The following is a 24,674-nucleotide window of genomic DNA, read 5'->3' on the forward strand; positions in this document are numbered from 1 at the left end:
ATTGTGGTTGCGACGCCGGTCTTGAACAACTCTCACGCACGCATGGACGTTCTCACGACCGGGGCGAGTGCCATGATGGACACCACCATCACCATGAAGATGGGGAGCATGCCCACACGACACACCACCACCACCATCACCATGCGGATGGGGAGCATGCCCACACGACACACCACCATTCTCACGACCGGGGCGAGTGCCATGATGGACACCACCATCACCATGCGGATGGGGAGCATGCCCACACGACACACCACCATCACCTCGAAGATGATGAGCCTGTCCGTGTGGAAAGGTTGCACGAGGATCGAACCATCCATCTCGAAACCAGGGTTCTGGCCAAAAATGCGGCCATCGCCGCAGACAATCGCCAGTGGCTGGCGGAGCGCAACGTCAAGGCCATCAACCTGATTTCTTCTCCGGGTGCAGGGAAAACCCTCCTCCTGGAGCGCACCCTGGAGCGTTTGCGTGGCCGTATCCCGTGTGCGGTCATCGTCGGCGATCTCCAAACCGACAACGATGCGCGTCGCCTGCGGGGCAAAGGAGCACCCGTGCATCAGATCGAGACGGGTCACTCCTGTCACCTGGATGCCGGACAGGTAGGGCGAATGTTGGCCCACGCCGTACCAAAGGGGACACGTCTCCTGATTATTGAAAATGTTGGTAATCTGGTCTGTCCTGCCGCCTTCGATCTGGGCGAGGAGGTGAAAATTGCCCTCCTCTCCGTCACCGAAGGTGAAGACAAGCCGCTGAAATATCCGACACTCTTCTATCAAACCCCGGTGGTGCTGATCACCAAGGTGGATTTGGCGCCCCACCTTGTCTGGGACAGGGAGCGGTGCCGCAACAACATTTTGCAAGTTCGCCCCGATGCGCATATCCTGGAACTGAGTGCCACGCAGGGCACGGGGATGGAAGTCTGGATCCAATGGCTGGAACGAGCGGTCTACCAGAATGTCTGAAGCCGAAACGCAGTCGGTGCAGGGTCGCAACCCCTTCTTCGCCGGGGAAGCCGATCACATTTGTGAAGAAGGCATGCGCGCCACGGAGATGTCCGAGCGAAGTGCCTGGTTCATTCAAACCCGTTGGATCTCAGTGATTTTATGCTCCTTGGCAGCCATTGGGGCCACTCAGTTGCCCCTCGGGAGGATGGCTGGATGCACCATCGATTTTCGGTATTTTCTGGTCGTTTCCACACTGCTGGCTGGCAGTAACCTGATTTATCGGCGGCTGGCGAAAGCCATGGTGGCCGACCCGTCGGCCAAGAGGCCAATGTGCCGGTTTCTTGCCGTCCAGGTGGTGACGGATTTTATCAACCTGTCGATTCTCACCTACGGTTTGGGGGGTGTCGAGACGCCGGTCCTGATTCTCTTTCTGCCGCACATCATCCTTGTGACCCTGTTTTTTTCGCGATTTTACAGCTTCATCATGACGTGGGTGGGAACTTTGTTTGCCACTCTGCCCATGTTGTTGGAATATCAGGGAATCATTCCGACGCTCTCCATTTTCGACACGGCACGGAAGGTGGCCCGTATCAGCTCCAATCCGGTGATCACGGCGGGATACACCCTGGGTATCGCGGCAGCCTATCTTGTTTGTTGGTATCTGGTCAGCACCATCACCGCAAGCCTGCGCCTGCGCGAACAGGAGTTGGAACAGGCGTATGCGCGTCTGCAACTTCTTGCGCAGGAAAAATCCCAGGTCACCTTGCGGGCAACCCATGAACTGAAGGCGCCCTTTGCTGCCATCAAAAGTTATGTCTACACCTTGCGGGATGGCTATTGCGGCGCCTTGCCGGAAAAAGCGCAAGCGGTGGTGGTGCGGATCGGCGAGCGGTGCGATCTGCTCATGGAAAAAATTTCCGATATCATCCACCTGAGCAACCTGCGCACGGCTACACCCGCAAGCTCACCCCTGGCTGAGGTCGATCTCGGAGCTGTCGTGGGCAAGGAGGTGGAAGAGACACGGCTGATTGGACAGGTGCGGAGCATCACGGTTCAGCTTCAGGCGGGAGAGGTGAACCATCCCATCATGGCGGCGCAGGAGCATCTGCACACTCTGGTCTCCAATCTGTTGCGCAATGCGGTCAACTATTCCAAGCCTGGTGGTGTGGTCGAGGTTGCCCTTGACCTTCGGGAACGGCATATCGTCCTGCATATCCAGGATCATGGCATCGGCATTCCCACTGAACATCTCGACAAGATTTTCGATGAACACTTCCGATCCAACAACGCCGTTCGCCACAACCCCAACAGCAGCGGCATGGGGCTGGCGTTGGTCAAGGAGATCGTCCGGTTGCACGGGGGCGATATTCAGGTATCCAGCCAACTTGGCGAGGGTTCACGCTTCAGCGTCACCTTCCCACGTTTGCAGCATCAACCCAAGACGGGAGACGAACATGGCTAAGATTCTTGTGATCGATGACGATCAGGATATCATCGACACCCTGACCATGATTCTGGAGAGCCAGGGTTACACGGTGGCGACCAAGGGGGATATGGAGAACCTGATCGACGAGGTCAGGGCTATTCATCCCGACCTGATCCTCCTGGATATCATGATGCCAGAGGATTCTCAGGCTGGATTCAAGGCGGCGCGAACCCTGCACAAGGATAAAAACGTCGGAAAAATTCCTGTCCTGATCCTTTCCGCTGTCAACCAAAGGAGCAATCTCTCGTTTGGTTTTTCCGAAAGCGACATCGGGTCGGACTTTCTGCCCGTCGAGGCCTTCATCGAAAAACCTGTTGAACCAAAGATTCTGCTCCATAAAATCGAGCAGTTGCTGGGCTCGCACTAGCCTCTCGGGAGCAGCGGTCATGCGGCGCCGTGCGGAAACGGAGCATCTGCGGGAGCGTGCCCCCTGGTGTGGGTGTGAGCGGGTCATGCCCGAAGGCTGTTGACATAACTGGTCAGGGCACTGAGGCATTGAGCGAAGGTCTCGATGCTCTGGGTGTTTTTGGCCATACCGATGCACCCTTCCAGGGCGGCAACCAGAAACAACCCCACGGCCTCGGGGTCGATGTCGCGGCGCACTTCGCCCAGCGCCTGGGCCTGGCGCAAACCCGTGGCCAACTCTCCGCGCCACCAGGAGAAAACCCGATCCACCCGCAGACGAAACCCTTCGTCAACGGATGACATCTCCTGGGCTAGGTTGTTCAAGGGGCATCCGAGCAGGGCGAGGGTTTCGCCCCGCTCGGCCATGGCCCTCTTCATGTTCAGAAGCAGTCCGTCTATAAAAGGAAGCCGCTCCCCTTTCCGGCTGAAAAACCCCTCTTCCAGACGCGACCGCAATACTTCATCCACCACGGCATATCCCAACTCCTGTTTGCTCTTGAAGTAGTGATACATGGCCCCCTTGGTCATTCCCGCACGGGCCAGAATGTTGTTGAGGCTTGCGGCATTATAGCCGTGTCGGTGCATCTCCTCGAAGGCCGCCATCAGCAGGCGTTGTCTGGTTTCATCGGGGTTGCGGGTCATGCCGTATCACAACGCTCCATGGATTGATCAGCATGCGGTCACATCGACCTTGAAGGTGTTGAAAACGATATCTGCCGCAACGTTGTTGGCGCCATGCAGAATGGCGTCCAGAATGTCTCTGTCCGACCATCCCTGTTGCCTTGCTGCTTCCAGATCATGGGCAGTCACGGCCAGTGGCTCAGCCACCGCTTTCAGCACCAGTTGCAACAAGCCAATCTCCTCCTTGGCCAGCGGCGCCAGGGCAGGATCCCGCCGGGCGGCGTCAATGGCTCCCGGGGAGATGCCGGACTTTTGCAGGATAGCGATGTTCAGGCCGATACAGAAGGGGGCTTGCATGCGCTCCGATACCAAAAGCCGGATGAAGGCGAGCAGTCCCATGCTCAGGCGGGGATGGTGCAGATAGTACTGCATTCCTGCCCAACGCTGTTCAAGAATCTCTGGACTGAGAGCAAAAAGCTTCATGCCCTCAGGAACTTTTCCGAAAAGGTCGCTGATGGCGTTCATGACGGCTTCGACACGGACTTCCTCACCTGCGGGGGGTTGGGGAGAAATCAACATGGTTCACGCCTCCGATGTGGGTGTTGCGATGATTGGCAGGGGAGAACCTTCACGACACGAGAGCTATGAAGGAGCAATACCAACCGGTTTGTATATGCCAATTTAAACCAACCGGTTGGTTTGGTGCAAGCGCAATATCGGCATCGCCCGAAAAAAAAATGTTCCAAATGGGAACGGATCGCGGTTTACTTGCAGAAAAACAAAGGGATGGCATGGCGATGGCGATGGCCTATCTTTTTGGATCGGCAATGCGTAGAATCAGATCCCTGGAATGCTTCAGGATCATACGGGATGCCTCATGAATCTGGTCGCACCAATCGCTCGCCCGCCCATGCCAAGTCAGGCAGCCCAAAGGGAAGAAGTGGAATGCCGCTCTATTTGGTGACCGGAGGCGCCGGTTTCATAGGGTCTCACTTGGTGGAGCGTTTGTTGCGCCAGGGAGACCAGGTTCGCGTGTTGGATGATCTCTCCACCGGATCCCTGGCGAATGTTCCCCCCGGAGTGGAGTTCATACAGGGTGATGTGGCGTGCGCCAAGCCGGTCAGGGAGGCGATGTGGGGTGTTGTCGGGTGTTTCCACCTGGCAGCGGTCGCCTCGGTCGAGCAATCCAACCGGGAGTGGGTCGCCGTGCATCGCGTGAACCAGACCGGGACGATACAGGTGTTTTCCGCCGTCCGGGATCTCTCACCCGATGCCCCCATACCTGTGGTGTATGCCTCCTCGGCGGCGGTTTATGGCGACAACCCGGTGATGCCGTTGACCGAGGCCATGTGCCCGACACCGATGACGGCCTATGGAGCCGACAAGCTGGGGTGCGAACTCCATGCCCGCGCCGCAGGCCTGGTCCATAAAATTCCCAGTATGGGGCTGCGTTTTTTCAATGTTTATGGTCCACGCCAGGATCTTTATTCTCCCTACTCTGGAGTGATCTCCATGTTCATGGAGCGGGCGCAACGTGGAGAGAATCTGAAGATCTTTGGGGATGGGCACCAGGTACGCGATTTTGTTTTTGTGCAGGATGTGGTGGAGATGATGATCCGGGCCATGGCACGGGCGCATATGGGTGGAGTGGTTCTCAACGTGTGTACCGGGCGGGCTACATCCATTTTGGAGTTGGCCGGCCTGGTGAACCGTCTCTGCGGGAATCCGCTCCCCGTGGTGCATCATCCGGCCCGCCCGGGGGATATACGGTTATCCATGGGGGATCCAGTCCAGGGAGAAAAAATTCTGGGTTTGCGGGCAGGAGTATCCCTGGAAGATGGGCTGCAAATCCTGCTTGACTGGCGGAAAAAGGAGCCGCAAACCCGTTTGACCTGCCCAGGGTGAGTCAGATGCAGAAGGTCAAGGTGTTCATTCAGGCCCGCATGTCCTCCCGGAGATTTCCGGGCAAGGTGCTGGCGCCTTTTCGCGGACGGCCCTTGATCATGAGCGTGGTTGATGCGGTGGCCCGGGTCGTGGCGAGGGATGACATCGTCGTGGTCACCAGTATCGAGGCCTCCGATGACCCTTTGGCCCTGTTTCTGGCAACTCGCCAGGTCAAGGTTTTCCGGGGTGAATTAGACCGGGTGTTCAGCCGTTTTTGCGCGGCCATCCAGGACCACCCGTGTGACTGGGTCGTGCGCATCTGTGGAGACAGCCCGCTGTTGGATCCGGAAATTCTGGCTCTGGTCTTGAATCGTGTCGACTCTCCAGCGGATGTGGTGACCACCTTGGCTCCGCGAACAGTTCCCAGGGGGCATGCCGTCGAAATGGTGCGCGCCGGGTTGTTTCAAACCCTGGACGCGCATCTTTTGACGCCCCATGAGCAGGAACACGTTACGCCCGTGTTTTACCGGGAGTCTGGCCGGTTTCGGCTGGAAAACGTCCTCCATCCGGGGGGGGATCTCTCCGGTCTGAGTTATGTCGTGGATACCGTGGAGGATTTGCACAAATTGGAGAGAGAACATGCAGGATGATACACCGCACCGCGTGGGAGCCGCTGTCGTGGGGCTGGGTGTGGGAGAACAACATGCCCTGGCCTGCCTGCGTCACCCGGCTTGCCAGTTGCGCTGGGTTTACGATTTGCTGCCGAAAAAAGCCCACGGGTTTGTGGAGAGGCACGGGGTCGGGCGGGTTGCAACCAGCTACGAGGAGATTCTGGCCGATCCAGAGGTGCAACTGGTCTGTCTTGCCAGTTTTGATGACATGCATTTCCAGCAGACCGTAGCGGCGCTCCAGGCTGGCAAGCACGTGTTTGTCGAAAAGCCTTTGTGCCGGAGTCGAACAGAACTGGCGGTCATCCATGCCCTTTGGCGGGGTGGGCAGGGGAAGTTGCATCTGTCATCCAACCTTGTGTTGCGTGCCGCCCCGCTCTATGATTGGCTCCGCCGTGCCATCCATGCGGGTCTGCTTGGGACGGTCTATGCCATTGACGGCGATTATCTCTACGGGCGTATCCACAAGATTACCGAGGGATGGCGCAAGGATCTTGCGGATTATTCGGTCATGATGGGCGGCGGCATCCACCTTGTCGATCTGATGCTCTGGATTTCAGGGCAGAGGCCGAGCCACGTCCACACGGTCGGCAACAAGGTTTGCACGCACGATGTTGCCGCATTCCGCTACAACGACTTCATGGCTGCGACCTTCACGTTTGCCTCCGGCCTGGTGGGTCGCATCACGGCCAACTTTGGGTGCGTCCACCGCCATCACCATGTGTTGCGGGTGTTTGGTGATCGCGGGACTTTCGTCTATGACGATCAGGGTCCACGTCTCCACACCAGCCGCGATCCGGCCCTGCTGGCGGCCCCGTTGGCGCTGGATCCGCTCCCGTCCCATAAAGGGGTTCTCATCCCGGATTTTGTGGAGGGTTTGGTGACGGGCCGGGATGCAACCCCGTCGGTCTTGCACGAGTTTGACCTGATCAGCGCTTGTTCCGCAGCCGACGACGCGCTCGCGGCGGGTCGGGCCGTGGCGATTGACTATATGGAACCGATGCCATGACATCCAGACGTGATATTCCCTTCGGTCGCCCGGACATCGACGATGCCGACCGGCAGGCCGTTCTGGAGGTGCTCCAGCAGCATGTTCTGACCCATGGTCCCCAGTGCAAGGCGTTCGAGGTCGAGTTTGCGGCGTTTGTGGGCGCCCCTGCGGCAGTGACGGTCAGCTCCTGCATGGCGGCTTTGCATCTGTCCCACATGCATCTGGGCATCGGTCCCGGAGATGAGGTCATTGTGCCGGCCCAGACCCATGTGGCCACGGTGCATGCGGTGGAGCTCACCGGGGCAAAACCCGTTTTTGTCGATTGTGAGATCCATACCGGCAACGTGGATCTTGCGCTGGTCGAAAAGGCCATCTCACCCCGCACCAGGGCCGTGACCGTCGTGCATTTTGCCGGCATCCCCGCCAACATGGCGCGGTTGAGGGCCCTTGCCGATGCGCATCGACTCAAGGTCATCGAGGATTGCGCCCTGGCCGTTGGCGCCCGCTTCCAGGGTCGCCATGTGGGACTCTGGGGCAAGTCGGGTTGTTTTTCCTTCTATCCGGTCAAACATATGACGACCGGCGAAGGAGGCATGTTGATCTCATGCCACACCGATGAGCTTCAGGAGATGGCCAACTTTCGGGCCTTCAACGTGGACCGCAGCGCCAATCGGCCCCAGGCCCCGGGGGTTTACGACGTGGCCGGGGTGGGTCTGAATTATCGCATGAGCGAGATGGCCGCTGCGTTGGGGCGCTCGCAGCTGCGGAAAATGCCCCGTTTCCTTGCCGCACGCGCTGCCAATTTCCATACCTTGCAATCGCGTCTGCGGGATATACCGGGTTTGCAGTGGCTCGATGCCGATGGCGAGGAGGCGCAAAGCAGTCACTATTGTCTGGTGGCCATGTTGCCTGGAAAAATGGGTGACAAACGCTCTGAAGTTGTGGAAAGATTGAAAGAGTTTGGTGTTGGAGTCAGCGTGTACTACCCGCAGCCGACGCCACGCATGAGTTATTACCGGAACCGTTATGGGTACGATGCCAGGAACTTTCCTCATGCCGAAATCATCAGTGATCGTTCCATCGCCCTGCCCGTTGGCCCCCATCTCGATGCAACCGACATGCATTATATGGGCGACCGATTGGCACAACTGGCAGGAGAGATGACATGATCGACCTGGTTGGACGACGGATTGTCCTCATCGGCGGGGCCGGATTTATCGGCCACAATCTGGCCCTGAGACTCAAGAAGCTGGGCGCGGAAGTCTCCATCATCGACAGTCTTCAGGTCAACAATCTCCTCGCCTTTTCCTGTAGCAGCAATGAACTTCCCAACCGTGACCTTTACCTGACCATTCTCAACGAGCGACTCAGCCTGTTGCGCAAGGCCAACGTGCCCCTGTTGATCCAGGATGCCCGTGATTACCATGCCCTGTCCCGCTTGATTACCCAATTGAACCCGCAGGTGATCATCCACATGGCTGCGGTTTCTCACGCCAACCGCTCCAACAAGGATCCCTACAGCACGTTCGATCACTCCCTGCGCACCCTGGAAAATGCCCTGGATTGCCATCGGGATGTGGTTGAACACTTCATCTACTTCTCCTCCAGCATGGTCTATGGCCATTTCAAGGCGGATCAGGTCACCGAGGATACCCACTGCGAGCCCCTGGGTATCTATGGGGCCTTGAAATTTGCCGGGGAGAAGCTGGTTATTGCCTACAGCCAAACCTTTGGATTGCCTTACACGATTATTCGGCCTTCGGCACTGTACGGTCAGAGGTGCGTGAGTCGGCGAGTGGGTCAGATATTTATTGAAAACGCCTTGTCCGGCACCGAGGTGATTATCTCGGGAGACGGGTCAGACTATCTTGATTTCACTTATATAGATGACCTGATCGAAGGTGTCGTCAAGGTCATCCAGAATAAAAATTCCCGTAGAGAAATTTTCAACCTTACTTTTGGTGGTGCCCGGTCTTTGGCTGATATGGCCGCTATTCTCAGGGTCCATTTCCCAGAGGTAAAAATCACCTACGTCCCCAAAGATAAATTAACGCCGGACCGGGGTACGCTTTCGGTTGAGAAGGCCAAGAATCTTATTGGTTACGTGCCTGGTTTTCCTTTGGAAGAGGCGTTTCCGGTTTACATTAAATGGTACAGGGATATCTTCGCCCAAACAGACCCAAAGGGGGAGAGGCTAGGGTTTGTTGTTTGATGTGTGGCGCCATGGCCGATTCCAAGGAACGGACGAGTTAAACAGAATGCGCATTGTATATTTTGGCAAAGGGGAGAGAGGGGCCGGATGTCTGGAACGTCTCTATCAGACGGGTCGTGAATTACAGTGCGTGATCGTTCACCCAGGATATTCCGCCTCAGCGATTGACCCTGTGGCAAATGTTGCACGCAGGATGGGAACGCCGGTTCTGGATCCGGTCGAGCCAAACACCGAAACTGTTGCAACCACCTTGGCCAAGATGCGACCGGATTTGTTCGTCCTGGGGGGGTACGGGAAAATATTGAAGCAAAATTTGCTTGATATTCCTCGCAAGATGACGATCAATCTGCATGGGGGAAAGTTGCCCGAGTATCGTGGTTCGTCACCCATGAATTGGGCGCTGATTCGTGGGGATCCCCGTTTTTCCATATCTATAATCAAGGTGGATGCTGGGATCGATACAGGGGACATTCTGGCAGAGAAGGCGTTTTCCATAGGTCCAGACGATACCATCCATGATTTGCACCGCATTGCAAACAGTCATTTTCCTGAAATGCTGATCGATGTTATCTCGTCCATTGACAATAACACCATCACCTGCAAAAAGCAGGATCAGGCAAGAGCATCTTACTATCCGATGAGATTTCCGGATGATGGCGGCATTGTCTGGGATATGTTGACAGCACGTGAAATCCATAACCGCATTCGAGCCCTGACAGAACCTTACCCGTGTGCCTATGCTCTGTTTGGGGATTTAACCATCAAACTGATTGCATCCAAAATGCCGGATGTTCCCTATTATGGGGAACCTGGTCGAGTTTATCAGGTAACAGACAAGGGCCTTTTGGTGTGTGCCTCGGACCGGTGTTTGTGGATTTCACGATTCGCGGCAGTGAACAAGGATGGCGGGTCGGCACAGGTTGCGATCAAAAGATATGATCGCTTTGTTACCATGCGGCAATCGCTGTTGAAAAAATAAAGAAGACACCTTTTAAATTTTTAGATGAGTCCCCTGCAAAAAGTCCCCGGCTAGGATGTAAACATAGCAAAATCAACAGGTTATGTAGTTGCTCAGCAATTAGTCAAATGCAATAAAATCAAGTAGTTGCGCGTGGCGGAAGTGCCCTTTCGGGACTTTTTGCAGGGGACTCTTAGATAGCTGCTTAACTTTGGGGTGTGTCATGGAACTTCGAGACGAAGGCTTAATCCGGAACGCTGTATATGACCCTCAGATAGACATGTCCCCTTACGCAAAAATTGATCCAGAAAGATATGAAAATGCAAAGGAAATTTTTAAAGCGATCATTTTGCGATTGCAACAGATTACGGACCCGGACAAAATATAACGTTTAGTAGATGTTGGGTGCGCCAACGGGGAGTTTCTTTATCAATTAAAAAAAGTCGTTTCTTCGGTGGGAGTTGGTTGGTGTTGAAAAGACAAGGGAGTTTATTGCGACTGCGCAGTCTCATCCCGGATTGCATGGCGCCAGGTTTGAGAATGTAGATATGTTTGACTTTAGCGGGCAATATGACTTCGTCTGTTGTTTGGGTACGTTGACGATTTTTGAGGATCCAGAAAAACCTCTCAGGAAACTGTTGGATTTATGTCAGGAAGGAGGGTGAATTTTTGTTGATGGCCAGCTAAATGAGATGGAAGTTGATGTTCGGTGTCTATAGGGATAGATCTATGAATGCTGAGAATAACGAATGGAACAGAGCTTTTAATATATTCGCGCAGAGCGCATTGCTAAATTTTTTGAATAGGCAATGTGTGTCTGTGAAATTTGAGAATATTCCTATGAATGTTGTTATTCCGAAAGATCCTGGTAAGCCACATGCATCGTGCTGGACATTTAAAGATGAATATGGTGTTAATCATATTACGAGCGGGATGCGATTGCTGTTGGATAATACACTTATGACAATTTTGAAATAAAGATTTTGAAAAAGGAAATTTGGTTTAGGAGATATAAGGGTTCTTACCCAAAAAATCAGGTAGAGGTTGGGGTGTTTTATACAGGAAGATGGGAGGTTGATCGGTCGTGCAATTATTTGGCAAATGCTTGGACGAACAAGTTGCGGTTGTGGCTGAAATTGGCGTCAACCACGAGGGAAGTGTCGGTGCTGCGTTCGATCTGCTCCGGTTGGCAGCTGGGAGCGGTGTAGATGCCGTCAAATTTCAGACCTATACTGCAAGCCGTTTTATCTCTTCATCTGACCCGGAACGCCTCAAGAGGGTTGAAAGGTTTTGCCTTGAGTCAGAGGCATTACGCGCCTTGGCGGAGGAGGCCACAACGTTGGGGGTCACTTTTTTTTCCACCCCGGTTACGGAAGATGTGGTTCCATACCTGGATGCGATCTCTCCTGTTTTCAAGATTGCCAGTGGTGATTTAACTTTTGAACCGACCATCCGGGCTGTGGCACGAACCGGAAAGCCGACACTGCTTTCAACCGGAGCCGGTGACGAAACAGAAATTGCCCAGGCTATTGACTGGTTTGCTGCTGAGGTTGGCACGGCAAATGTGCGTGATCGACTGGTATTGATGCACTGTGTCTCATCCTATCCGGCCCCTCCGGAACAGGCAAACCTGCTCAGCATACCTTTTCTCAGGGAAAGATTCGGGCTTCGGGTTGGTTATTCCAACCACGTTTTGGGTTCCCAGGCTTGTGAGACAGCCGTTGCCCTGGGTGCATGCGTGGTGGAGGCCCACTTTACAGACTCCAAGACGGGCCGGGTGTTCCGTGATCACGCTCTCTCCCTGGAACCATCCGAGATGGCCGCATTGACCCGTGCGATTCCAACCATTCGTGCTACCCTGGGGGAACGTGGCAGACGACCACAACCCTGCGAGGTTGACATACGTAGCTCGATTCGCAAGGGTATTGTGGCTGCGGTCAGACTGCAAGAGGGAGCGACTTTGCAACGCAGTGATTTGATGTTTGCGCGCCCAGCCACAGGGTTTCCTTCTGCGGCTATGGCCTCTTTGGTTGGACGTCGGTTGCTTCGGGATCTAGAGCCCGGAGAGGCCATTCTGCCCATGCATTTGGATGTTTAGGTCAAGCATGATATGTGCGGTATAGCTGGATATATCGGGGACCGGCCCCTGGCAGAGGCTCGGGAACGGGAGGCGTTGCGCCTTATGCATCGCCGGGGGCCTGACCACCAAGAGGTCGAGCGGCACGCTTCCCACGGTCGGCATGCTGTTTTTCTGCATTCGCGACTCAAAATCATTGATCTTGATCGCCGTGCCAACCAGCCTTTTCATTGTGGAGAAAAAAGTTTCATATTCAATGGTGAACTCTACAACTATCTGGAACTGGCATCCACTCTGACCGCCCAAGGCCTGACCCTGCGCACCCGTTCGGATACCGAGGTATTCCTCCTGTGGCTGGATCGCTACGGTATGGAAGGTCTTGACCAGTGTGAGGGGATGTGGGCATTTGGCCTGTTTGATGAGCGGGATGGGTCGTTGGTCCTGTGTCGTGATCGGTTTGGGGAAAAGCCCTTATATTACTATAAGGACGATTCCGGCTTTTATTTCGGGTCCGAGATCAAGTTTATTTTTGCGTTGATGGGGCGCAAGCTGCCTGTAAATGATGATCATATTGACAGGTTCCTGGTCAATGGATACAAGGCGCTGTACAAGAGTGGCATGCAATTTTTCCAGGGACTGGAAGCGGTTCCGGCTGGCGCGTGGCTCCGTTTGGATCGTTCGGGACAACTTCAAGAGTGCAAACGCTATTGGAACCCCGCCTACGATCAGGAACGAGAGATGACCTTCGATCAGGCTGCCCTGTCTGTGCGTGAAGCCATGATCGATGCCATGAAAATTCGCTTGCGATCGGATGTGCCGCTGGCATTCTGCATGAGTGGTGGTGTCGACTCCAATACCTTGATCAGCATAGCCAAACGTACTTTTGACTATGATGTGCATGGTTTTACCATTGTCAATTCCGATGAACGCTATGCCGAGATCGATCTGGTGGAACATGCCGTCGCGGAGTTGGGTATTCGACACACGGCCATTCCAGTGCAGACAACAGATTTTATCGATAACTTCAGGAGCCTGGTTCGTTATCACGATGCGCCGGTTCTGACAGTCACCTATTATGCCCAATGGCTTTTGGAGCGCAGTATTGCCGAAGCAGGATATAAAATTTCCATCAGTGGTACGGGAGCGGATGAGCTTTTCTCTGGTTATTACGATCATCATGGGTTCTATCTGCACGACATCCAAAATGATGCGCCATTGTTTGAAACATCTTTGGCAAACTGGCAGACACATATCAAGCCCATTGTGCGCAATCCATACCTGCAAGATCCACAACGTTTTGTGCAAAACCCCGCTTTTCGGGACCATATTTTTTTGGATGCGCAAAAGTTTGCAGAATATTTATGCAACCCATGGAGTGAACCATTCCATGAAAATGCCTACGCAACATCATCTTTGTTGCGGCTGCGGATGTTGAATGAACTGTTTCACGAGTCGGTTCCGGTTATTCTTCACGAAGATGATTTGAACGCCATGTATTTTTCAATCGAGAATCGTTCACCGTTTCTTGATCGGAAGCTGTTTGAAACAGCGCTTGAAATTCCCATCAGGCACATGATTCGCAACGGTTCGGCCAAGGCTGTGCTGCGGGAATCCATGCGCGGCATCGTACCTGACAGGATTTTGGATAGTCGCAGAAAAGTTGGATTCAACGCGCCGTTGTTTTCTTTTTTGGATAGAAAAGATCCTGCAACCCGACGTTGGTTGTTGAGCGATAGTGAAATATTCAACCATGTCAAGAGAGATCGCATCGAGAAATTCCTTGACCGCGATCAATTGCCTAACAGCGAGAGCAAGTTTTTGTTTTACTTTATCAGTGTAAAAATGTTTCTGGAAGAGGTTGCATGATGCGCTGGTGCCAACGATGTGTGCTCCCCGACACGCGACCCAACCTGGTCATAGGCGCCGATGGGGTTTGCAACGCCTGTAAAAATCACGGCACCAAGAAGGTGATTGATTGGGAAGCGCGTGAGCGTTTGTGGCAACAGGTGGTGGCAAACGCCAAACACCGCAGTACAGGTTACGATTGTCTGATTCCGGTCAGTGGCGGCAAAGACAGCACATGGCAAGTTGTCAAGTGCTTGGAATACGGACTGAATCCTCTTGCATTCACCTGGAAGACACCAGCCAGGACAGCATTGGGCAGACGCAATCTGGAGAACCTTGTTTCCCTCGGCGTCGATCACATGGACTATCAGGTCAACCCCAAGGTAGAGAAGCGATTTCTGCGTGAGAGCCTTGCACGCTATGGTTCCACGGCCATTCCCATGCATATGGCCATTTTCAACATGCCTCTGACCTTGGCGGTTCGTTATGCCATTCCTCTGATCGTTTGGGGAGAAAATTCCGCTTTTGAATACGGTGGCAGCGAGGAAGAAAGCACCGGTTTCAAATTGGATCGTGCATGGATGCAAAAGTTTGGCGTCACCCACGGAACCACGGCTCAGGATTGGGTCCAATTCGGTTTCGACAGAAAAGCCATGCTCCCCTATTTTGGACCTGCACCTGAAGAGTTGGCAGCCCGGGATGTGTTGGCTGTTTTTCTGGGGTATTATTTTCCCTGGGATGTTGAAATCAGTTTAAAAACGGCTTGTGAACATGGTTTCCAGGTGCGCGTCGATGGACCAAAAACAGGGTATTACAATTATGCCGACATCGACGATGATTTCATTTCCATTCACCATTTTTTAAAGTGGTACAAATTTGGTTTTACGCGCTTATTCGATAATCTTTCCCTTGAAATTCGCCATGGTCGCATGACCCGGGAGCGTGCTATCGATATCATCAAGCAGCAAGGTGCAGAACCTCCCCATGACGATATCGCCCTTTTTTGTGCCTTTGTGGGGATGACGCAAGATCAATTTTTTCAGGTGATTGAGCCCTTCCGCAACTTGGCCATTTGGCATGTTGACCAGGGTGTCTGGAAGATTCGTGACTTTCTTATGGAAGATTGGAACTGGAAGTGAAATTTATCCCTACAGATCCACCCAGACGTTTCAAGGCGACCGGAGCCGGCCTGACCATCGAGTTGTCTGATTGCGGACGGATGGCTCTGGAGCCGAATGAACAAGTAACCTTTGTTGCCAACAATGGCGGAGAATATGATGTGGCCCGCAAATCCTGGGGCTATTATGCCACGCCATCCACCAATGGGCGGCTGGCGCGATTTGGTTTCAAAACGGCACTGGTGTTGAATGCCAAGGGCCAACTCTTCGTCATGTTGGTGGAGCAGGGCGGCGAGGAAGATTTCAATGACTACATCAGGGAAGACCGTCAGAGGGTCTTGTGCTGGTTGGATGATGACCGGGAGATTGAACAATTGAAAAATTTATTTGGTGAAGAGCATGGGCAACCCGCAAAATGAACGACCCTGGATGGCAGACCATCTCTGCCCCATGTGCCGTGGTCGGGAATTACAGCACAAGTTTACCTATGATGCACCATCGCCTGGGGAGATCGTCTTTGATTTCATGCGTGGTGTTCCTTATCGGCGCGAGTTGAAATCCTGCCGATGGTGTCGTCATGTGGTGGAGTGGATCGAACAGGACCAGTCGGCTCTGTACTCAGGCGGCGATTATGTCACGGCCACCTATGGAGACAAGGAGGGGCTGAAGCGCGCCTTTGACAAAATTGTTGCCCTTCCCCCGGAAAAATCAGACAACACCGGTCGGGTCAGGTATGTTCTTGAATTCATGAGACGCCGCTTGGCGTCTTCTCAGGGAAACACGATGCAGCCCAAAATACTGGACGTGGGTTCAGGGTTGGGAGTCTTCCTGCATGCCATGAAAAAAGCCGGGTGGCGGTGCCGTGCTGTGGATATGGACCAACGGCAGGTGGATCACCTGAATCAGGTCGTTGGCGTCCACGCCATTCTGGGAGATGCAGTACTGGCTCAGGGGTTGGGTCAGTTCAATCTTGTTTCCTTCAACAAAGTTTTGGAGCATGTTGCCAACCCTGTTGAATTGTTGTCGGGGGTAGCGTGTTTGCTCGAAACGGACGGAGTGGTTTATGTTGAGTTGCCGGATGCAGAGGGGGCTGAAAAGGAAGGGTTTCATAGAGAGGAGTTTTTCCTTGGGCATATACATGTGTTCAGTTTCGCGTCATTTTCCCATTTGGCAATGCGCGCAGGGTACCGGATGATATCGCTGGAGCGTTTGCGGGAACCAAGTGGCAAGTATACTTTGCGTGGTTTTATGGCTATAAGTGCATAGTTATTGCTCGGTTTGGGGATTGGATATGGATACGTCAGATTTGTTATCTAAAACAGAGTTTGTGTCAAGGCGGTTTTTTGAGGATGTTCAAATTGCTCGATTTGGAGATCGGTATGTCAAGTACAGGTCTGACTTTAAAAAGGCGATGAATCTGGAGTTTGTTACAGACTTCCCTTTATATATTATGTTGGAGCAAACTTTCAAGTGTAATCTTGGATGCGTAGGGTGCATCCAAGGAAACAAAAATGATAGAGAGAAATATGCGACCGAAACGATGTCAGATTTGTTGTTTGATAAAATCATAGACGAATCTGGTTGCCATAATCTTTGTTCAATTGCAATGCACTCTACAGACGAACCTTTATTGGTCAATAGACTATCAAAAAGGATTGAATTGGCTCGCCAGGCGGGAGTTATGGATATTATTTTGACTACCAACGGCAATCTGTTGACCAGAAATAAGTCTGAGGATATTCTGAATGCTGGCGTGACGCACATTTTATTCAGCTTGGATGCATATACAGTTGATACCTACAACAAAGTGAGACCCGGAGGTGATTTTGATAAGGTGTTGAATGCAATAAAATATATTCGTGAAATCAGAGGAAACAAGGCGATTCCGTTGCTGAGAGCCTCTTTTGTGGAGAGCTCACTCAATAAGCATGAAAAAAAAGGGTTTGTTGATTTTTTTAGAGATATTGTTGATTTTGTGGAGATCCAAGCTTTTAGTGCGTATGGAAACGACTCAAAGACCCTTGCTCCAGAGGACTCCCTCTTCCTGGATCCGAATGAATACTCATGTTCTATGCCTTTTACTCGCGTCATTATACGAGGAAACGGGGATGTGTTGCCATGTTGCAGTTTTTATAGTTACGATATCGTTCTCGGAAATATCAATACAGAAAGCATAAAAAATATTTGGAGAGGCGACAAGATGAATTCTCTTCGAGCGGACTGCAAAAATCGTTCATATAGCGACCCGACATGCCGGTTGTGCATATCAAGCACGGTTGATTTGACAGGGTGATTTTGATTTAACGTAAAAATGTGGTTATTAGAATTTTTAAAAAAGGCTTGATAATGAATCAAGATGGTCCAGCTAAAGATGTTCAGTCTGCATCAATAATGATCCGTGCTGGAAACGTGAGAGAACCGGATCAATCACATGGAATGCATCGTATTTTTGTTGAAATTGGACCATGTGATCCTTCCTGTCGTTATAAAGGTGCTCCGTCTGAATATCTTTCCGGAATGAATTACAAGGAAACTAACCAGTTTGTTGACTCGATGAGTCGTATGTTCGTAAACAGCCAGACACTGTCTCGTTTTTCTATTTATGATCGAGCATCCATGTGGCAGTTTGTCCCGTCCTATATTTGGCCTGAAGTGTTTTTAGCTATTGAACTCATAAAAATTGTTAAGCCTGTTATTAAAAAGATGCAACCCGGCTTGATTTTTGTTGAACCCCCTGCTGACGATGGTGCACCCATCTGGGTGGGCGCCATGCAGGGGATTGCCGACTCTTTAGAGATTCCCATGCGCGTGATCGGCCAAAATTTTCAATTGCAAAATCGTTTCTATAATAGACCTGACCTGGTTGAGTGGGGAAGATTTTTTTTCAAGGTGGGAATAAAGCTGTTGATGAGAGTGATCATCAGCCTGGTGTCTCCAAAAGCACCAATCTGTTCATCCTTGGGTGTAAAGAAGAAACTGCTGTATGTAACTTACCCGCCGCAATGGGCCCCATCTTCACATGTATTCGGTGGGTTTCATGAAAAAAATCTCGGATGTTTCTTGCCTGCTCTGAAAAAAGAGGGCTGGGGCTGCATCCTGGCTTTGGACTCTCCACATGATTGGGTCAGAGGATTCAGAAAAATCATCAGGGTGATGAACCAGCGTCGAAAAAATGTTTTGCCAGGCGTTGAGTGGAAGAGTTATTTTTCATGCTATGGCATTTCATCCATCCTGGAGGAGTTTCGGGCAAAGATCTTTTTTGCCAAAAAATGGGACAATCTAAAAAACGATCTTGTTTTTATTAAAAATTTTCATTACGATGGCATATCCATGTGGCCTGCCCTTGATCACGTTATAGAAAAAGCCTTTTTACGGATCATGCCAGAATGCTCAGGCATGCGCAGGACCGCCCAGGAGATTATCGAGAGAATAGAGCCATCTGCGATAATGGCCATTTATGAAACAGGACCATTTCAGAGGTCCGTTTTGTTGCAAGGCAAGCTCGCCGGTATTCCAGGTGTGGGCCTGATGCATGGCATGATATTGGACAACCACTATGACTACGTTTACCAAAACCTGAGTTCAGACCCTCAGCAGTATCCCGATACTCGTTTGATCCCGGATGTGACTTGTGTCTGGGGAAGTCTATGGAAAGACAATCTGACTAGACTTGGATTTTATCCAGACAGTACGGTCAGGATCACAGGAAACTGGAAGTATGACGACATGGGATCGTTTTTGAAATCCGTTGATTTAAATATATTCAAGAAACATTTTAACATCCCGCCAGACAGGCGTGTCGTTCTCATTTTGACGGCAATGTACGATACATTAGCATATATTAATGAATGTTTAAAGGCTCTCTTGCAACGCTCTGACGTTACGCCCCTGATCAAACTGCACCCCAGTGAGGAGTCCCTGGAGTTGTCAGACCTGTTGTCCAAGGCAAACCTGCCATCGACGACCCTTGTGAACGGTTCGTTGCCCGAACTGCTGGCGATATCAGATCTGGTGATCACCCAATTATCCACGACTATCACGGAAACCGTGATTGTTGGACGGCCATTGTTGATCGTGGACTTCATGCAGCAGGCCGGCTGGGAGCAATACACATCCATTCCAGAACTGCCTGTGGTAACCGAAGTGGACCAACTCGGTCCGGCCATCAACAGGAGTCTGGATGATCCCGAATTCCAGGCGCCTCTGGTTCGTGCCCGGGAGAGATTGATCAGCCAGTGGTTCTACAAGCTGGATGGTCTGGCTGCTACGCGGGTGGTCGAGGTGCTGGAGGAGTTGTATGCGGGCAGCAGGGCAGGGAGGGGCGATCCTGCGGGGCGACCCTGACGCTAATCCAGATCACGATGAATGCGAGGCAGTAAACGGTGGAGCGACGAAGGTTTCCTGGGTCTGCTCGTAGGTTCCGATATCCTGCAAGACTGCCTTGGCTTCACCGCCGAGCGTAATGATCACGGGGTCGGCGCCCTCGGACAGGCCGCGAATGACCTCGGAGGCGTGGGCCTTCAGGTAACCGATGGGTTTGACCTGTGCAGATAATTTCATGGTTGAACCTCCTCTCCGGCCAGAATAAGGCCTTTCTCAAGCCCGATCAAGTGCAAAGACGGGGAGTTCCGCTGCTTGTTACCCATGTCGTGATGCGTCGACTCCATCTTCAATCCAACCAGATTGCCGCTGAAAGTCGTGCAGCAACTCCCAACGGCGGAGAAAAAAGGGTACCCTCCCTCCTCTATGTAATTTGGGTTGGTCAAAGGTGGGTAGCACCGCAAAAAGCAGGTCGGATAGCGGGCCAGGGAAAGGGTCATCCAGCCGCCTTTCTCAGCAACGCCACCGCCATGGCCGCCATTCCTTCGTTGCGTCCGACGAAGCCCATTTTTTCGGTGGTGGTGGCCTTGATGTTGACCTGGGACGCCTCGACATGCAAAAGCCCGGCGATGCGGGATTGCATGCGCGGCATATGGGGAGCCAGTTTGGGTTTTTGACAAAGGATGGTGGTGTCCAGATTGACCACCTGCCAGCCAAGTTGCGCCAACTGGACCATCACCTGTTCCACGAGGCGGGCGCTGTCGATACCCTTGTAGGCTGGATCGGTGTCGGGGAAATGGTGACCGATGTCACCCAGTCCAGCCGCGCCCAGGAGGGCATCGCAGATGGCATGCAACAAGACATCGGCGTCGGAGTGCCCCAACAAACCCTGGGTGTGGGGTATGTGAACCCCACCAAGCATGAGAGGGCGACCTTCGACCCAGGCGTGGACATCAAATCCCTGACCGATGCGCATGTTCACGTGGGTTCTCCCCGCAGGTAAAAGGTGATGAGGGCTTCATCGTGGGGGTGGGTGACCTTGATGGTGCGGGCATCGCCAGGAACTACGTGAACCGGCATGCCCTGGCGCTCCAACAGCGAGGCATCGTCCGTACCGATGAACCCCTCCTGTGCGGCCTGGATGTGGGCGGCCAGGATCTGGGCGTAGCGGAAAATTTGTGGCGTCTGGGCCAGCCATATCTCCTGGCGATTCAAGGTGGCCCCAATACGATGATCGGTTGCGACTTGTTTGACGGTATCATGCGCCGACAAAGCGGCAATCAGGGCGTCTGCGGTCTCCCGGGCTTGAAAAAGACGATCCAACAAGTCTCGTGGCACCCACGGGCGGGCGCCGTCGTGGATACCCACCCAGGCGTCAGGGGGTAGGGTGAGGGATTCGAGGCCATGGCGCACGGAGTGCTGGCGCTCTCTGCCACCGGCAACAGGAAAAGCCACCTTGGGCAACCGATCCAGGTAGGGGTGGAGAATCTTTTCCCAGAGGGCAAAACCATCTGGAGAGATGACCGGTACGATCTGATCAATCAGGGGATGGGCGTGCAAGTGGGTCAAGGTGTGGACCAGCAGGGGCACTCCCGCTACCTCACGGTACTGTTTCGGCAGCACCCCGCCAAAACGTTGACCGCGCCCGGCTGCCACCACCAGCATGGTGCAAGGTGCCATACCCGTTATTGCCAGCGACGAATTATCCATGCGACCCCACAGGCAAGTTTGCACAACTCTGTGAGATGGAGTAGAAAATCTCCATGCCTTTGTCAATGGCCGTCACTTGAGAGAGAGAGGCAAGTTGCATGGTTGATGTGTTGTTCTGGGTCTCCGTTTTGGCCTACGGCGTGGCGACCTGGATCATTGCCAGGGGGCATGTGCGGGAAATCGCGGAGGCGTCACCGACAAGTTGGTGGCTGGTGGCGACCGGGTGGACTGCGCAAGCTCTGCTGTTGGCAGCGTCTCTGTTCCGGGGCGGAGGGATGTTGTCGGTCGATCTTGCCCACTCCCTGAGTTTGGTGGCCTTGGCCATGGGGCTGCTGTTTATCGTCGGTTGGCGCATCCGGCGCAATGAGGCCCGTTCCGTTGGGCTGATCCTGCTTCCCCTCATGCTTGTCCTGCTGCTGTTGTCACGGGTCATCCCTTCGCGGCACCCCGTGTTGAGTGATATCGAGGATTCCCTGCTGATCGTGCATGTGACGCTGTCGCTGCTGGCCTATGGTTTGGTGACCATCGCAGCCATCCTGGCCATGTTGGAGTCATTCCAGGAACATGCTCTGCGCCAGAAGCGGTTCGGTCCCATGTTCAGCATGTTTCCACCCCTGGGTGTCCTGGAGGATCGCATGTTCTGGATTCTGCGGCTGGGGATGGTTTTGTTGACCTTGAGCATGGTGACGGGAGGATTTTTTTCCCATCAAAAATGGGGGGTATACTTTGTCTTCAGCCACAAGGTGGTTCTTTCCTGGGCGACGTGGTTGGTGTTTGGCGTGCTGCTGTATGGTCATGGGCGGCATGGTTGGAGGGGGCGGCGTGCGGTACGTTTCACCACTGCCGGTTACTCTTTCCTCGTTTTGGCCTACCTGGGGGTCAAGGTGGTCACGGAGTTGATTTTGCGACGGTAGCGGATCATGGACTCGGTGCGGCATCCTGGAATCTTTGTCTCCATCGCCAGTTATCGCGATGCGGACTGCGTTGAAACGTTGGCTGACCTCTTTACCAAGGCTGCTCATCCTGAGCGGGTGCATGCCGGAGTATTATGGCAGGTAGCCCCGGAAGATGGAGATGTTTTTACCCGGCGGCCCGAACCCTGGCGGCAACAGATTCGCGGGGAGATTGTCGATGCCGGCAAGAGCATGGGAGTATGTTGGGCACGGCACCGGATCCAAAAACATTTTTGGGATGGGGAGCCTTATTACCTCCAAATCGACAGCCATTGCCGCTTTGACCCGGAGTGGGATGATCGACTGCTGACCCTTTTGCGGGAAGCTCCTTCTGAAAATCCGGTTCTCTCCACACACCCGCACGAGTTCAAACCACCGAATCAGCTGATCAAAAAGGGCATCCCCGTCATGCGGGCGGGACGTTTCGACAACCACGGCATCCTTATGCCCGAAGCCAAGTTGCACGCACTGGGGGATTGCCCGCGACGACCCATGCCATCCCCTTTCGTTGGCGCCGGGTTTGTTTTTGCACCCTCTTCGATCATCCAAAAAGTTCCTTACGACCCTTTCCTTTATTTTCAGGGTGAAGAGATCAACCTTTCCGTTCGCCTCTGGACCTGGGGCTACGACATCTTCAGCCCCAACGATGTGCTTGTTTACCACGACTACACCAGTCGCGAACGGCGCCGCCATTGGAGCGACCATGTCGATTGGACCAAGCTGAATGATCGATCCTTTGCTCGTTTGCTGCACTTGCTGAATGTTCGCAAAAGCACCGACCCTGATACCCTCCAACAGATGGAGCTTTACTCCCTCGGGGAGGTGCGCACCCTGGAAGAGTATGAGATTTTTGCCGATGTGGATTTCAGCAAACGGCGCATCGGCCCGCGTGGAAAAGATGCCCTGTTTCCCGATCCCCCTTCCACCGGACGGGATGCGGTTGCCATGCGGCAATGTTTTCGCCGGATCTACCACAACAACCAATGGGCGTCGGGCGAGACGCGCAGCGGGCCCGGATCTGCCCCCCGGGTTACGGCCACCTTGCGCGACAGTTTGACGACCCTTTGGCGGGAGCTGAGCGTGCGCACCGTGGTGGATGCCGGTTGTGGGGATCTGCTTTGGCTGGAAGCCATTACGGTTGACCTGGGTCTTTACCTGGGATTTGATCTCGTCGAAGCTTTGGTGGTCAACAACCGCGTTTTTTACGGCGCCCGTAAAAACCATTTTTTCAACACTGCCGACATCACACGGGATGTTTTGCCCCAGGGAGATCTTCTTTTGTGCCGCAACACCCTGACGCACCTTTCCAACAGCCTGGTTCAGGCGGCGCTGGCTCATTTTTGGGCCAGCGGGTCGCGCTATTTGCTTGCCACTACTTTTCCGGGGGCCAACAATGCGGACATCGAGGTTGGTCACTGGCGCAAGGTGGATTTGACGGCCTCTCCCTTTTCGTTGCCACCGCCTTTGCAAATGGTGCAGGATGGTGATGGCAAAAATGGCTGTTTTCAGGGTTTATGGCTAAATCCCCACGCAGCATGAGATCAGCACTGGGTGGGGTGTGTTTTGCCGAAATGCCTATAACCGATGGCTTATAGAATTATGTTAAAATAGTGGACTATGATGCGCGCCACCGTGGTGTGGCTTGGTGGGGTGTGTTTTGCCGAAACACCTATAACCGATGGCTTATGGAATTATGTTAAAATGGTGGGTTATGATGCATGCTACCGTGGTGTGAGTGGGGAATTGCTCGTGGGATGCGGTGTGACAAGTGGTGTGGTGGGTCTGCGAACTGGGAGGATGATTCAAAATGGCTGAGGACGTTGCAAATACGATCACCGCTGAGCAAAGAGAGTCTGCACAAGTCTTAGATGATTTGACCTCCCTGAGTCAGCCGAATGCGGTGGAGTCTGGGCCCAATGATGCGATTGAGAACGCCGGTCGCGTCGAAGCGGTCGACCACTCCGATCTTGCGAATCTGCAACCCAATCACATGAATTTTGAGTCCCCGGCGCCCGATGTGCTGCGGGGTGCTCCTGATCTTCGCGGTTTAGGTGTCGTGCCCGACCAAGCGCCGCCTATTCCGACGGTGCCCCCGATTGACAATCCAGATGGTCAAAGGCAGGAGCCGGTTCTTCCGCCACCGACCGAAATCCCTGTATACGAGCCCATTGCGTTTACGCCTCCCGGTCAGCCTGCTTCTGATGGTCAGCCCGTTCCCCAGGATCGTGTGGATCCTACTCCGTTGCCTGCTGGTCGTCCCGATGTTGAAGCTCCGGAGGGTGTGGTTCCGACTCGGGCTGCTGCTGGTCCTGCCGAGCCGTCTGTAACCAACCCACCAACGCCTGAGCCGACCCCGGCCCCGACCGAGCCCCCGGTGACAACCGAGCCTCCTGTCACGACGGAGCCGCCTGTCACGACGGAACCTCCGGTGATGGCAAAAATGGCTGTTTTCAGGGTTTATGGCTAAATCCCCACGCAGCAT

The 24,674-nt window shown here is 53.5% G+C and carries 26 protein-coding genes; 20 read left to right on the top strand and 6 right to left on the bottom strand.

Translation table 11 applies throughout. From position 1 onward, the window contains the following. Window positions 1–32 precede the first annotated feature (32 nt). Complete coding sequence (locus HQL63_07610; protein MBF0176697.1) at window positions 33–302, bottom strand: hypothetical protein; 270 nt, start codon at window positions 300–302, stop codon at window positions 33–35. Here HQL63_07610 and hypB point away from each other — a divergent pair. Genes hypB through HQL63_07625 form a run of 3 tightly spaced genes read left to right on the top strand, consistent with a single transcriptional unit; the run spans window position 288 to window position 2,797 of the window. Then, a complete protein-coding gene (gene hypB, locus HQL63_07615; GenBank protein ID MBF0176698.1) occupies window positions 288–962 on the top strand; it encodes a hydrogenase nickel incorporation protein HypB in 675 nt (224 codons plus the stop codon). The genes HQL63_07610 and hypB overlap by 15 nt on opposite strands. Then, window positions 955–2,406 (top strand): HAMP domain-containing histidine kinase, encoded by a 1,452-nt coding sequence (locus HQL63_07620; GenBank protein MBF0176699.1) that lies wholly within the window; start codon window positions 955–957, stop codon window positions 2,404–2,406. Before hypB ends, HQL63_07620 begins: the two co-directional genes overlap by 8 nt. Further along, window positions 2,399–2,797, top strand: a complete 399-nt coding sequence (locus tag HQL63_07625) for a response regulator (protein ID MBF0176700.1) — start codon at window positions 2,399–2,401, stop codon at window positions 2,795–2,797. Before HQL63_07620 ends, HQL63_07625 begins: the two co-directional genes overlap by 8 nt. A gap of 83 nt (window positions 2,798–2,880) precedes the next feature. Here the strand turns inward: HQL63_07625 and HQL63_07630 are convergent, their stop codons facing one another. Next, on the bottom strand, window positions 2,881–3,477 hold the full coding sequence (locus HQL63_07630) for a TetR/AcrR family transcriptional regulator (protein ID MBF0176701.1): 597 nt from the start codon (window positions 3,475–3,477) through the stop codon (window positions 2,881–2,883). 27 nt (window positions 3,478–3,504) lie between these two features. Then, window positions 3,505–4,035: a hypothetical protein gene (locus tag HQL63_07635; GenBank protein MBF0176702.1), complete on the bottom strand. Its 531-nt coding sequence runs from the start codon at window positions 4,033–4,035 to the stop codon at window positions 3,505–3,507. Between the two features lie 366 nt (window positions 4,036–4,401). Between HQL63_07635 and HQL63_07640 the strand changes: the two genes are divergently transcribed. The 14 genes from HQL63_07640 (at window position 4,402) to HQL63_07705 (ending at window position 19,553) form a co-directional block, all read left to right on the top strand. Further along, on the top strand, window positions 4,402–5,361 hold the full coding sequence (locus tag HQL63_07640; protein ID MBF0176703.1) for an NAD-dependent epimerase/dehydratase family protein: 960 nt from the start codon (window positions 4,402–4,404) through the stop codon (window positions 5,359–5,361). Window positions 5,362–5,366: 5 nt separating this feature from the next. Next, window positions 5,367–5,990, top strand: a complete 624-nt coding sequence (locus HQL63_07645; protein ID MBF0176704.1) for an NTP transferase domain-containing protein — start codon at window positions 5,367–5,369, stop codon at window positions 5,988–5,990. Then, complete coding sequence (locus tag HQL63_07650) at window positions 5,980–7,017, top strand: Gfo/Idh/MocA family oxidoreductase (protein ID MBF0176705.1); 1,038 nt, start codon at window positions 5,980–5,982, stop codon at window positions 7,015–7,017. The genes HQL63_07645 and HQL63_07650 overlap by 11 nt, the downstream gene beginning before the upstream one ends. Continuing rightward, window positions 7,014–8,168, top strand: coding sequence for a DegT/DnrJ/EryC1/StrS family aminotransferase (locus HQL63_07655; protein ID MBF0176706.1), 1,155 nt, complete (start codon window positions 7,014–7,016; stop codon window positions 8,166–8,168). The genes HQL63_07650 and HQL63_07655 overlap by 4 nt, the downstream gene beginning before the upstream one ends. Then, window positions 8,165–9,211, top strand: coding sequence for an NAD(P)-dependent oxidoreductase (locus tag HQL63_07660; protein ID MBF0176707.1), 1,047 nt, complete (start codon window positions 8,165–8,167; stop codon window positions 9,209–9,211). Before HQL63_07655 ends, HQL63_07660 begins: the two co-directional genes overlap by 4 nt. A 46-nt stretch (window positions 9,212–9,257) precedes the next feature. Continuing rightward, window positions 9,258–10,190, top strand: coding sequence for a methionyl-tRNA formyltransferase (locus HQL63_07665; protein ID MBF0176708.1), 933 nt, complete (start codon window positions 9,258–9,260; stop codon window positions 10,188–10,190). Window positions 10,191–10,630: 440 nt separating this feature from the next. Further along, on the top strand, window positions 10,631–10,834 hold the full coding sequence (locus HQL63_07670; protein ID MBF0176709.1) for a class I SAM-dependent methyltransferase: 204 nt from the start codon (window positions 10,631–10,633) through the stop codon (window positions 10,832–10,834). Between the two features lie 440 nt (window positions 10,835–11,274). Next, a complete protein-coding gene (locus HQL63_07675) occupies window positions 11,275–12,267 on the top strand; it encodes an N-acetylneuraminate synthase family protein (GenBank protein ID MBF0176710.1) in 993 nt (330 codons plus the stop codon). 12 nt (window positions 12,268–12,279) lie between these two features. After that, window positions 12,280–14,112, top strand: coding sequence for an asparagine synthase (glutamine-hydrolyzing) (asnB, locus tag HQL63_07680; protein MBF0176711.1), 1,833 nt, complete (start codon window positions 12,280–12,282; stop codon window positions 14,110–14,112). Continuing rightward, window positions 14,112–15,230, top strand: coding sequence for an N-acetyl sugar amidotransferase (locus tag HQL63_07685; protein ID MBF0176712.1), 1,119 nt, complete (start codon window positions 14,112–14,114; stop codon window positions 15,228–15,230). The genes asnB and HQL63_07685 overlap by 1 nt, the downstream gene beginning before the upstream one ends. Next, window positions 15,227–15,628 carry a hypothetical protein gene (locus HQL63_07690; protein ID MBF0176713.1) on the top strand — a complete coding sequence of 134 codons (402 nt, stop codon included), beginning with the start codon at window positions 15,227–15,229 and terminating at the stop codon, window positions 15,626–15,628. Before HQL63_07685 ends, HQL63_07690 begins: the two co-directional genes overlap by 4 nt. A gap of 10 nt (window positions 15,629–15,638) precedes the next feature. Further along, window positions 15,639–16,475 carry a class I SAM-dependent methyltransferase gene (locus HQL63_07695; protein ID MBF0176714.1) on the top strand — a complete coding sequence of 279 codons (837 nt, stop codon included), beginning with the start codon at window positions 15,639–15,641 and terminating at the stop codon, window positions 16,473–16,475. Between the two features lie 25 nt (window positions 16,476–16,500). Next, entirely contained in the window at window positions 16,501–17,502 is a 1,002-nt protein-coding gene (locus HQL63_07700) for an SPASM domain-containing protein (protein ID MBF0176715.1), read from the top strand. Between the two features lie 53 nt (window positions 17,503–17,555). Next, a complete protein-coding gene (locus HQL63_07705; protein MBF0176716.1) occupies window positions 17,556–19,553 on the top strand; it encodes a hypothetical protein in 1,998 nt (665 codons plus the stop codon). Window positions 19,554–19,565: 12 nt separating this feature from the next. On the opposite strand, the gene HQL63_07710 is transcribed toward HQL63_07705, so the two are convergent. The 3 genes from HQL63_07710 to ispD form a co-directional block, all read right to left on the bottom strand. Beyond that, entirely contained in the window at window positions 19,566–19,769 is a 204-nt protein-coding gene (locus HQL63_07710; GenBank protein ID MBF0176717.1) for a type II toxin-antitoxin system Phd/YefM family antitoxin, read from the bottom strand. A gap of 256 nt (window positions 19,770–20,025) precedes the next feature. Continuing rightward, window positions 20,026–20,505: a 2-C-methyl-D-erythritol 2,4-cyclodiphosphate synthase gene (locus tag HQL63_07715; GenBank protein MBF0176718.1), complete on the bottom strand. Its 480-nt coding sequence runs from the start codon at window positions 20,503–20,505 to the stop codon at window positions 20,026–20,028. Between the two features lie 2 nt (window positions 20,506–20,507). After that, on the bottom strand, window positions 20,508–21,239 hold the full coding sequence (ispD, locus tag HQL63_07720; GenBank protein MBF0176719.1) for a 2-C-methyl-D-erythritol 4-phosphate cytidylyltransferase: 732 nt from the start codon (window positions 21,237–21,239) through the stop codon (window positions 20,508–20,510). A gap of 98 nt (window positions 21,240–21,337) precedes the next feature. Here ispD and ccsA point away from each other — a divergent pair, with 98 nt between their 5' ends. The 3 genes from ccsA (at window position 21,338) to HQL63_07735 (ending at window position 24,659) form a co-directional block, all read left to right on the top strand. Beyond that, window positions 21,338–22,153, top strand: coding sequence for a cytochrome c biogenesis protein CcsA (gene ccsA, locus HQL63_07725; protein MBF0176720.1), 816 nt, complete (start codon window positions 21,338–21,340; stop codon window positions 22,151–22,153). A gap of 6 nt (window positions 22,154–22,159) precedes the next feature. Continuing rightward, window positions 22,160–23,731 (top strand): hypothetical protein, encoded by a 1,572-nt coding sequence (locus tag HQL63_07730; protein ID MBF0176721.1) that lies wholly within the window; start codon window positions 22,160–22,162, stop codon window positions 23,729–23,731. Window positions 23,732–23,999: 268 nt separating this feature from the next. After that, on the top strand, window positions 24,000–24,659 hold the full coding sequence (locus HQL63_07735; protein ID MBF0176722.1) for a hypothetical protein: 660 nt from the start codon (window positions 24,000–24,002) through the stop codon (window positions 24,657–24,659). Window positions 24,660–24,674: the final 15 nt, after the last annotated feature.

The sequence above is a fragment of the Magnetococcales bacterium genome, from assembly GCA_015231175.1.
In the GTDB taxonomy this organism is placed as follows: domain Bacteria; phylum Pseudomonadota; class Magnetococcia; order Magnetococcales; family DC0425bin3; genus HA3dbin3.

Bases quoted from the DNA above. Each gene is read 5' to 3' on its own strand.
- ccsA (MBF0176720.1), top strand. From the start codon at position 21,338: ATGGTTGATGTGTTGTTCTGGGTCTCCGTTTTGGCCTACGGCGTGGCG.
- HQL63_07620 (MBF0176699.1), top strand. From the start codon at position 955: ATGTCTGAAGCCGAAACGCAGTCGGTGCAGGGTCGCAACCCCTTCTTC.
- HQL63_07635 (MBF0176702.1), bottom strand. From the start codon at position 4,035: ATGTTGATTTCTCCCCAACCCCCCGCAGGTGAGGAAGTCCGTGTCGAA.
- HQL63_07650 (MBF0176705.1), top strand. From the start codon at position 5,980: ATGCAGGATGATACACCGCACCGCGTGGGAGCCGCTGTCGTGGGGCTG.
- HQL63_07630 (MBF0176701.1), bottom strand. From the start codon at position 3,477: ATGACCCGCAACCCCGATGAAACCAGACAACGCCTGCTGATGGCGGCC.
- HQL63_07705 (MBF0176716.1), top strand. From the start codon at position 17,556: ATGAATCAAGATGGTCCAGCTAAAGATGTTCAGTCTGCATCAATAATG.
- HQL63_07655 (MBF0176706.1), top strand. From the start codon at position 7,014: ATGACATCCAGACGTGATATTCCCTTCGGTCGCCCGGACATCGACGAT.
- HQL63_07660 (MBF0176707.1), top strand. From the start codon at position 8,165: ATGATCGACCTGGTTGGACGACGGATTGTCCTCATCGGCGGGGCCGGA.
- HQL63_07735 (MBF0176722.1), top strand. From the start codon at position 24,000: ATGGCTGAGGACGTTGCAAATACGATCACCGCTGAGCAAAGAGAGTCT.
- asnB (MBF0176711.1), top strand. From the start codon at position 12,280: ATGTGCGGTATAGCTGGATATATCGGGGACCGGCCCCTGGCAGAGGCT.
- HQL63_07685 (MBF0176712.1), top strand. From the start codon at position 14,112: ATGCGCTGGTGCCAACGATGTGTGCTCCCCGACACGCGACCCAACCTG.
- HQL63_07625 (MBF0176700.1), top strand. From the start codon at position 2,399: ATGGCTAAGATTCTTGTGATCGATGACGATCAGGATATCATCGACACC.
- HQL63_07715 (MBF0176718.1), bottom strand. From the start codon at position 20,505: ATGCGCATCGGTCAGGGATTTGATGTCCACGCCTGGGTCGAAGGTCGC.
- HQL63_07710 (MBF0176717.1), bottom strand. From the start codon at position 19,769: ATGAAATTATCTGCACAGGTCAAACCCATCGGTTACCTGAAGGCCCAC.
- HQL63_07665 (MBF0176708.1), top strand. From the start codon at position 9,258: ATGCGCATTGTATATTTTGGCAAAGGGGAGAGAGGGGCCGGATGTCTG.
- HQL63_07700 (MBF0176715.1), top strand. From the start codon at position 16,501: ATGGATACGTCAGATTTGTTATCTAAAACAGAGTTTGTGTCAAGGCGG.
- HQL63_07645 (MBF0176704.1), top strand. From the start codon at position 5,367: ATGCAGAAGGTCAAGGTGTTCATTCAGGCCCGCATGTCCTCCCGGAGA.
- HQL63_07695 (MBF0176714.1), top strand. From the start codon at position 15,639: ATGGCAGACCATCTCTGCCCCATGTGCCGTGGTCGGGAATTACAGCAC.
- HQL63_07640 (MBF0176703.1), top strand. From the start codon at position 4,402: ATGCCGCTCTATTTGGTGACCGGAGGCGCCGGTTTCATAGGGTCTCAC.
- ispD (MBF0176719.1), bottom strand. From the start codon at position 21,239: ATGGATAATTCGTCGCTGGCAATAACGGGTATGGCACCTTGCACCATG.
- HQL63_07730 (MBF0176721.1), top strand. From the start codon at position 22,160: ATGGACTCGGTGCGGCATCCTGGAATCTTTGTCTCCATCGCCAGTTAT.